Source organism: Mycobacterium sp., from assembly GCF_046095365.1.
Lineage (GTDB): Bacteria > Actinomycetota > Actinomycetes > Mycobacteriales > Mycobacteriaceae > Mycobacterium.
This window is the reverse complement of record NZ_JBJTJF010000001.1, coordinates 1-7,862: the sequence shown is the minus strand read 5'-3', so window position 1 is coordinate 7,862 and position 7,862 is coordinate 1. Positions and strand designations below refer to the sequence as shown.

The window sequence follows — 7,862 nt, the reverse complement described above, 5'->3', positions numbered from 1 at the left end:
GAACCCGGCCAAGTACCTCACCGACCGCGAGCACCGGGCACACGGCCGTCCGCTGCCGTGGCAGGACCTGCGGGCGGCCTTCACCGAGCGGGGCTGGCTGGATCTGACCCACAACCGACGCGAGTTCGAAGTGGCCGGGCTTGGGCGAAGGCGCGGCGGGCGGCGGCGGCGGGGGCGGGGCGACGCCATTGCTGACCAGCAGGGTGACGATGATGCCCGGTACTGTCTGACCTGCCGGGGAGGTGCCGACCACGGTGCCGGCCGATGCTGTGCTGTTGAGCATCGAGACCTGGTCGGCCACCTGAAACCCCGAGGCACGCAACTCTTCTCGCGCGCTGTCCTGGTTCAGGCCGTTGACGTTGGGAACCCGGGAGCCCGGTGCGCCGTCGACGTAACGCGGATCCGTCGGCGGTATCGCGACGTCGCCGAACTTCCCGGCGATCGGAGTCAGGGCGGTGAACCAGGTCTCGGCCGGCTCCTTGCCGCCGAAGAGGTCACCGTCCCCGCACTGGCGCAGGGGAAACGAACAGATGTCGCTGGGGTCCGGCGAGTCGTCGTAGATGTAGTTCACCGCGGCGAACCGGTTGGTGTAGCCCAGGAACCCGGCTGAGCGGTGCGCCTCGGTGGTGCCGGTCTTGCCCGACATCGGCAGATCCCAACCGGCCGCGCCGGCCGCCGGGGCGCCGGTGCCGCTGATGGTGTCCTTGGCCAGCGCGTTGGACAGGGTGTTGGCCAGTCCCTCGGGCACCACCTGTTCGCAGGCTTCGGCGTTGACCGAGAGTTCGTCGCCGCGCCGGTCGTAGATCTTGTCGATCGGATTGGGCGGGCACCACATTCCCCCGGAGGCGAGGGTGGCCGCGACATTGGCCAACTCCAGCGGATTCACCTCGAACGGGCCCAGTGTGAACGACCCGATGTTCTGCCGCTTGATGAAATCGGCCAGGCTTTCGTTGCTGTCCTGGTCGTAGCCGCGGGCCGTTCCCGGTTCGGTGTAGGACCTCAGACCCAGCCGCACGGCCATGTCCACGGTGCGGGTGACGCCCACCTGCGAGATCAGCTTCGCGAACGCCGTGTTGGGCGACTTCGCAAGCGCCTCGGTGACGTTCATGCTCAGGTAGCGCGGATCCCGGTAGTTGACCACGCACCAGGTCTCCTTCGGGCAGCCTTTCGCCCCGCCTTCGCCAAGGCCCCGGGCCTCGAAGCGGCCCGGCACGTCCAGCGTGGCATTGATGCCCAGGCCCAGGTCCAGGGCCGCCGCGGTGGTGAAGATCTTGAAGATGGACCCGGCGCCGTCGCCGACCAACGAGAACGGTTGCGGCTGAACGGTTTGTCCCGCGTCGATGTCGAGTCCGTAGGCGCGGTTGCTGGCCATCGCGATGACAGGGTGGCTGGTCTTTCCCGGCAGCACGACGTTCATCACGCTCGCGATGCCGTCGAGATCCGGCGATGCGATCGAGTCCACCGACTTCTTGACGTCGGCCTGGACATCGGGATCCAGCGTGGTCTTGATCAGGTAGCCGCCACGGGCGATCTGCTCCTTGCTCAGCCCGGCCCGGGTCAGGTACTCCTGGACGTAGTCGCAGAAGAAGGCCCGGTCGCCGGCGGCGATACACCCGCGGGGCAGTTCGTTCGGGCGCGCCAGGATGCCCAGCGGCTGCTGCTTGGCCTTGCGCAGCTCAGCGGCTTTGTCGGGCAGTTGCTCGATCATGGTGTCCAGCACCAGGTTGCGCCGCACCAGCGCGCCGTCGGGATTGGTGTAGGGGTTGAGTGTCGAGGTCGACTGCACCAGGCCGGCCAGCAGAGCCGACTGTGACCAGTTCAGGGCCGAGGCGTCGATACCGAAATAAGTCTGCGCGGCGTCCTGGATCCCGAATGCGCCGTTGCCGAACGACACCAGGTTCAGATACCTCGTCAGGATCGCCGGTTTGGTCAGCGTCTTATCCAGGCTCAGCGCCATACGGATCTCGCGCAGCTTCCGGGCTGGGGTAGGAGCCGTGGCCGCGCGCTTCTCGGCGTCGGTCTGGGCGACCACCAGAAGCTGGTAGTTCTTGACGTACTGCTGCTCGATGGTGGATCCGCCGCGGGTGCCGAACTCCCCCGATGCGTAGCCGGCGAGGCCGGTCAGCGTGCCTTTCCAGTCCACGCCGTTGTGTTCGGCGAACCTCTTGTCCTCGATGGCGACGATGGCCAGTTTCATGGTGTCGGCAATCTGGTCGGCGGTCACCTCGAAACGGCGCTGGGAGTAGAGCCAGGCGATGGTGTTGCCCTTGGCGTCGACCATGGTGGTCACGGCCGGCACGTCGCCCTCGAGGACCTGGGTGGATCCGTTGGCCACGATGTCGGAAGCCCGGTTGGACATCAGTCCCAGACCGCCCACCACGGGGAACAGCAGGGCGGCCACCAGCACGCTGGCCAACAGGCATGCCCAGGCCAGCTTGATGAACGTCGAAGCGGCGGGCGCGCGATCCGACATGGGTGACAGCCTAACGAGAGCGACTTGCAGGAGTGCTCCGCCTCTGCGAAGAGGCTGTGCCAACCATGAATCGCGACGCGGGAGTCGTAAAACCGCAGTTCATACCCGTGCTGGACGGTTGTCCCAAAAAACCTGTGACTGCACTGTTGCGCAAACGCGACCTGACCACCTACTTTAAGCACACAGTGCGACGCAGGTAACACTCGCTTCGCAATGTGGCGTAGATCGCACCGCGACTGCACCGGAGGGATAACGCCCCCCCATCGGGGTGGCTGGAGACGAAGGGATCGCCCGTGTCGGGGACTCGGCCCGCCGCGCGTAGGACCAGCGCAGCATCGATTCACGGTTCACTTCAGCAGGCGGCGAGCGGGGAAGCCCGGATCGCCTGGGTTTCTCAAGCTTTATGTCGCTCGGCCGATCCGGACCAGCTCTTCGTGCGCGGCGCGGCCCAGCGGAAAGCGGCTGTGATCTGCAGACACTGTCCGGTCATCACCGAGTGCGGGGCCGACGCGCTGGACAATCGCGTCGAGTTCGGTGTCTGGGGCGGCATGACCGAGCGCCAGCGTCGCGCCCTGCTCAAGCAGCACCCCGAGGTCTCCTCCTGGGCGGAGTTCTTCGCAGCCCAGCGCAAGCACCGCAGCGTCTGCTGACGGTGCTTTTTACGTTTCGCCGGTGATCTGGTCGGCGATCGCCTGAAGCGCGTCGAGGTCGGACACGTCGAACGGCAGTGACGGAACCCCGACCACCCGCACATGCGGGTTGGCGCCGGTGAACCGCGACAACAGCCGCACCTCCCGTTTGGCGGTCTGCCCCCGGTCGGCGTGGATGCGCAGCACCGCTGCGGCCAGCTCGTTGCCGCCGGCGCCCGGGTCCGCTTCCAACTCGGCGGCCCCGTCGATCGCGCGCTCCACGGTCAACGTGCACAGCAACGGGTGGGTCCTGTTGAGGATGAGCCCGGCAAGCGGCATGCCTTCCTCGGAAAGCCGGTCGACGAAGAAGGTCGCCTCGCGCAGCGCGTCGGGCTCCGCCGCCGACACCACCACGAATTGCGTTCCGCGCCGCTTGAGCAGGTCGTAGGTCCGCTCAGCCTTCTCCCGGAATCCGCCGAAGGTCGAGTCCAGCGACTGCACGAAGTTGGCCGCGTCGGACAGCATCTGGGAGCCCACGATGGTCGAGACCGCCTTCATCGCCAGGCCCATCACGCCGGTGACCAGCTTGCCGATTCCCCGTCCGGGTCCGAGGAACAGCTTCCACATGCGGCTGTCCATGAAGCTGCCGAGCCGTTTGGGGGCATCGAGGAAGTCCAGCGCGTTGCGCGACGGTGGGGTGTCCACCACCACGAGATCCCAGCGGTCCTGGGCCAGCAGCTGACCGAGTTTCTCCATGGCCATGTACTCCTGCGTACCGGCCAGTGAGGTGGCGACGGTCTGATAGAAGGTGTTGTCCAGGATCGCCTGCGCACGTCCGGGCTCGGAGTACTCCAACACCATCTCGTCGAATGTGCGGCGCATGTCCAGCATCATCGCGTACAGCTCGCCTGCGACCTCCGAGCCCAACGGCACGCGCTGCGGCTCGTTGCCGAGTTCCTTGATGCCCAGCGCCTGGGCGAGTCGCTTGGCGGGGTCGATGGTCAGCACCACAACGCTGCGGCCGTATTCGGCGGCGCGTAGCGCCATCGCCGCCGCGGTGGTGGTCTTGCCCACCCCTCCGGCTCCGCAGCACACCACCACGCGATTGGATCTGTCGGACAGGATGGACTTCATGTCCAGCGTCGGAGGCGCCCCGCTCATCGGACACCTTGCCGGGCAAGGATTTCCGCCAACTCGTAGAGGCTGCCCAGGTCCACCCCGTCGGCGATCGTGGGCAAGTCCATCCGCGGCACGTGCAGCGCGTCCAGCTCCAGGGCGCTTTCCGAGCGGGCCCGAATCCGGCTGGCGTGTTCGATGGTCTCGGTCAGCAACCCGGCGAAGTCGGCGTCGTCAAGGGTGATACCGGCCGTCGAGAGTCCGGCCCGAACGGCGTCCGCGTCGACGTCGCCGTCGGCTGCCCGGGCCAGTGCGCCGGCGGGCAGGAACGGGGGGATGTTGCGGTTGACGATCACGCTGCCGATCGGCAGGTCGAGTTCCTCGAGTTCGGCGATGGCCTCGATGGTCTCCTGGATCGGCAGCGCCTCGAGCAGGGTGACCAGATGGATGGCGGTCTGCTCGGAGTGCAGCAGCCTCACCACACCCTCGGACTGGGCGTGCACCGGCCCGCCTTTCGCGATATCGGCCAGCGCCTTGGTCACGTCCAGGAACCGGGAGATGCGCCCGGTCGGGGGTGAGTCCACGACGATCGCGTCGTAGGCCGGCCGGCCGTCGGGCCCCAGCCGGACGGCGGCCTCCTTGATCTTGCCGGTCAGCAGGACGTCACGCAGTCCGGGTGCGATCGTGGTGGCGAACTCGATTGCACCGACCCGGCGCATCGCCCGGCCGGCGATCCCGAGGTTGTAGAACATCTCGAGGTATTCCAGGAACGCCGCCTCGAGTTCGATGGCGAGCGCGATGACGTGCCCCCCGGCGTCGGCGGTCGCAACCTTGACTTCCTGGTACGGCAGCGGGGGCACGTCGAAAAGCTGCGCAATTCCTTGGCGCCCTTCGACTTCCACCAGTAGCACCTTGCGCCCGCCGGCTGCCAGGGTCAGCGCCAGCGCGGCTGCAACCGTGGTCTTGCCGGTCCCGCCCTTACCGGTGACGAAATGCAATCGGGCCTTGGTCAGGCGGTCGGGCCAGCCGACCGCGGTGCCCTCGCTCTGCTTGGTCGCCACCACTGCATGCTATCCAAGTGCATGCTGTCCAAGCCCGTCGCCTGCCCCCGGACTCGGCGGGGAGGCTAGGCTTCCGCCATGAGTCAAGTGACCACGTGGGAGTACGCGACGGTGCCGTTGTTGACCCATGCGACCAAGCAGATCCTCGACCAGTGGGGAGCCGACGGCTGGGAACTGGTGTCGGTGCTGCAAGGACCGACGGGCGAACAGCACGTCGCCTACCTGAAGAGGCCGAAGTGAGCGCCACCCGGCGGCTCGCCGAGTTGGGCATCACCCTTCCCGCGGTCGCCGCACCGCTGGCCGCCTACGTGCCGGCGGTGCGCACCGGCAACCTGGTCTACACCTCCGGGCAGCTGCCGATGAAGGGTGGCAAGCCGACCCACTTCGGAAAGGTCGGTGCCGAAGTGAGCCCGGAGGACGGCAAGGCCGCGGCCCGCACCTGCGCCCTGAACGCGCTCGCCGCGATCGAGGCCCTCGTCGGCGTCGACTCGGTGGCCCGGGTGGTCAAGGTGGTCGGATTCGTCGCCTCCGCCCCGGACTTCACCGGACAGCCCGGAGTCGTCAACGGCGCCTCGGAACTGCTTGGTGAGGTGTTCGGCGATGCCGGCGCCCACGCCCGCTCGGCGGTCGGGGTCGCGGCGCTGCCGCTGGATGCCCCGGTCGAAGTCGAGCTCATCGTTGAAGTGGCCTAGCCGCCGGGCATCGCCGGGCGGCCGGTGACACACCCGGCCTACGGAGTCCTTCGGCCGGTCACCGAAACGGCCGCGGTGCTGGTGTGCGACAACCCCGGCCCGCTGACCCTGGAGGGCACCAACACCTGGGTGCTCAAGGCGCCGGGCAGTACCGAGTCGGTGATCGTCGACCCGGGCCCGGACGACCCCGGGCACATCGAGCGGCTGGCGGCGCTGGGCCGGGTCGCCCTCATCCTGATCAGCCATCGTCACGGCGACCACACCGAGGGCATCGACCGGCTGGTCGGCGCCACCGGTGCGACGGTGCGCTCGGTGGGCAGCGGATTCCTCCGCGGCCGCGGCGGCTATCTGCGCGACGGCGAGGTGATCGCTGCGGCAGGGCTGCGCATCACCGTGCTGGCCACCCCCGGCCACACCGCCGACTCGGTGAGCTTCGTCCTCGACGACGCGGTGCTGACCGCCGATACAGTGCTGGGCCGGGGCACCGCCGTCATCGACGCCGAGGACGGAAGCCTGCGGGACTATCTGGACTCGCTGCGGCGACTGCGCGGTCTGGGCCGGCGGACGGTCCTGCCCGGACACGGACCGGACCTCGACGATCTGGCCGCCGTCGCCGAGATGTATCTGGCCCACCGGCAGGACCGCCTCGAACAGGTACGTCAGGCCCTGCGGGTGCTGGGCGAGGATGCCTCGGCGCGGCAGGTGGTCGAACACGTCTACGCCGACGTGGACCGATCGCTGTGGGAGGCCGCCGAGTCATCGGTGCGCGCGCAGTTGGACTACCTGCGCGCCACCTGAGGACTGGGAGGGACTAACGCGCCCGGCGGGCCAGCCGCTCGGAGTCGCAGATCAGCACGCTCTTGCCCTCCAGGCGGATCCAGCCGCGGTGGGCGAAGTCGGCAAGGGCCTTGTTGACGGTCTCCCGGGACGCCCCGACCAGCTGGGCGATCTCCTCCTGGGTCAGGTAGTGGGTGACCCGCATGGCCCCGCCCTCCTGGGTGCCGAAGCGCTGGGCCAGCTGCAGCAGCTGCTTGGCCACCCGGCCCGGAACGTCGGTGAAGATCAGGTCGGCCAGGTTGTTGTTGGTGCGGCGCAGGCGGCGGGCCAGCACGCGCAGCAACTGCTCGGCGATCTCCGGACGGTCGGAGATCCAGGCCTTCAGCGCATCCCGGTCCATCGACACCGCCCGCACCTCGGTGATCGTGGTGGCGCTCGAGGTCCGCGGGCCGGGGTCGAAGATCGACAGCTCGCCGAACATGTCGGACGGACCCATGATCGTCAGCAGGTTCTCCCGGCCGTCGGGCGAGCGCCGGCCGATCTTCACCTTTCCGGCGGTGATGATGTAGAGCCGGTCGCCGGGCTCCCCCTCGGCGAAGACCATGTGGCCGCGGGGGAAGTCGACCGGTTGCAGTTGCTTGGTCAGCGCGGAAACAGCGGTCGGATCAACCCCCTGGAAGATTCCGGCCCTGGCCAGGATCTCGTCCACGTGGTCCCTCCCAGGTCATCGGGTGAATGAGTACGCGTCGATGGCCGAGACGTCCAGCTCATTGCTTAGGCAGTCTCGGCGATGTCCCAACGCTACACACGATTGGCTGCCGCTGATGGCTGAAACAGCGGATTGGGGCGGGTGGGGAGGCCCGGCTCGTCGATCAGCAGCATCGGGTCGAAGCGGCTTGCCGGCGTGGGGCCGGCCGCCTCGGCGGGGGCGTGCCGGACCGGCGTACTCCCGGCGATGGCGCGGGCGGTGGGTTCCACACACGCGGATATCCCGGCGCCGCCAGGCCGTGCGGCCTGCACCACGCCTTCCAGTCGCGGCAGCCCGAAGGGGAGAAAAAAAAGCAGCCCCGGGAACGCCCCCCCGCCCAACCCCGACAAAGCCGGGGAGTTAACC

Annotated in this window: 9 protein-coding genes; 4 read left to right on the top strand and 5 right to left on the bottom strand. The window is 68.3% G+C overall.

Annotation, left to right across the window (positions count from 1 at the left end):
- A partial coding sequence (locus tag ACKOQ4_RS00045) for a penicillin-binding protein (RefSeq protein ID WP_526287566.1) occupies positions 1-2,473 on the bottom strand: 2,473 nt, incomplete at its 3' end.
- Positions 2,474-2,766: 293 nt separating this feature from the next.
- Between ACKOQ4_RS00045 and ACKOQ4_RS00040 the strand changes: the two genes are divergently transcribed.
- Complete coding sequence (locus tag ACKOQ4_RS00040; protein ID WP_526287564.1) at positions 2,767-3,123, top strand: WhiB family transcriptional regulator; 357 nt, start codon at positions 2,767-2,769, stop codon at positions 3,121-3,123.
- Between the two features lie 9 nt (positions 3,124-3,132).
- Here ACKOQ4_RS00040 and bagB read toward each other — a convergent pair whose 3' ends face one another.
- Both bagB and bagA read right to left on the bottom strand, forming a co-directional pair.
- A complete protein-coding gene (gene bagB, locus ACKOQ4_RS00035) occupies positions 3,133-4,263 on the bottom strand; it encodes an ATPase BagB (RefSeq protein WP_526287562.1) in 1,131 nt (376 codons plus the stop codon).
- Positions 4,260-5,282, bottom strand: coding sequence for an ATPase BagA (gene bagA, locus ACKOQ4_RS00030; protein ID WP_526287560.1), 1,023 nt, complete (start codon positions 5,280-5,282; stop codon positions 4,260-4,262). Before bagA ends, bagB begins: the two co-directional genes overlap by 4 nt.
- 75 nt (positions 5,283-5,357) lie before the next feature.
- On the opposite strand from bagA, the gene sp36 reads away from it, so the two are divergent.
- The 3 genes from sp36 to ACKOQ4_RS00015 are packed head-to-tail and all read left to right on the top strand — an operon-like array spanning position 5,358 to position 6,769.
- Positions 5,358-5,519 carry a Sp36 family protein gene (gene sp36, locus ACKOQ4_RS00025; protein WP_526287558.1) on the top strand — a complete coding sequence of 54 codons (162 nt, stop codon included), beginning with the start codon at positions 5,358-5,360 and terminating at the stop codon, positions 5,517-5,519.
- The gene (locus ACKOQ4_RS00020) at positions 5,516-5,971 is read left to right on the top strand and encodes a RidA family protein (RefSeq protein WP_526287556.1); all 456 of its coding nucleotides are present in this window, start codon (positions 5,516-5,518) and stop codon (positions 5,969-5,971) included. Before sp36 ends, ACKOQ4_RS00020 begins: the two co-directional genes overlap by 4 nt.
- Positions 5,972-5,995: 24 nt before the next feature.
- Positions 5,996-6,769 carry an MBL fold metallo-hydrolase gene (locus ACKOQ4_RS00015; RefSeq protein ID WP_526287554.1) on the top strand — a complete coding sequence of 258 codons (774 nt, stop codon included), beginning with the start codon at positions 5,996-5,998 and terminating at the stop codon, positions 6,767-6,769.
- Between the two features lie 13 nt (positions 6,770-6,782).
- Here the strand turns inward: ACKOQ4_RS00015 and ACKOQ4_RS00010 are convergent, their stop codons facing one another.
- Both ACKOQ4_RS00010 and ACKOQ4_RS00005 read right to left on the bottom strand, forming a co-directional pair.
- Entirely contained in the window at positions 6,783-7,457 is a 675-nt protein-coding gene (locus ACKOQ4_RS00010) for a Crp/Fnr family transcriptional regulator (protein ID WP_526287552.1), read from the bottom strand.
- A gap of 92 nt (positions 7,458-7,549) precedes the next feature.
- Positions 7,550-7,862 (bottom strand): hypothetical protein (locus tag ACKOQ4_RS00005; RefSeq protein ID WP_526287550.1); only part of this gene is annotated, 313 nt, incomplete at its 5' end.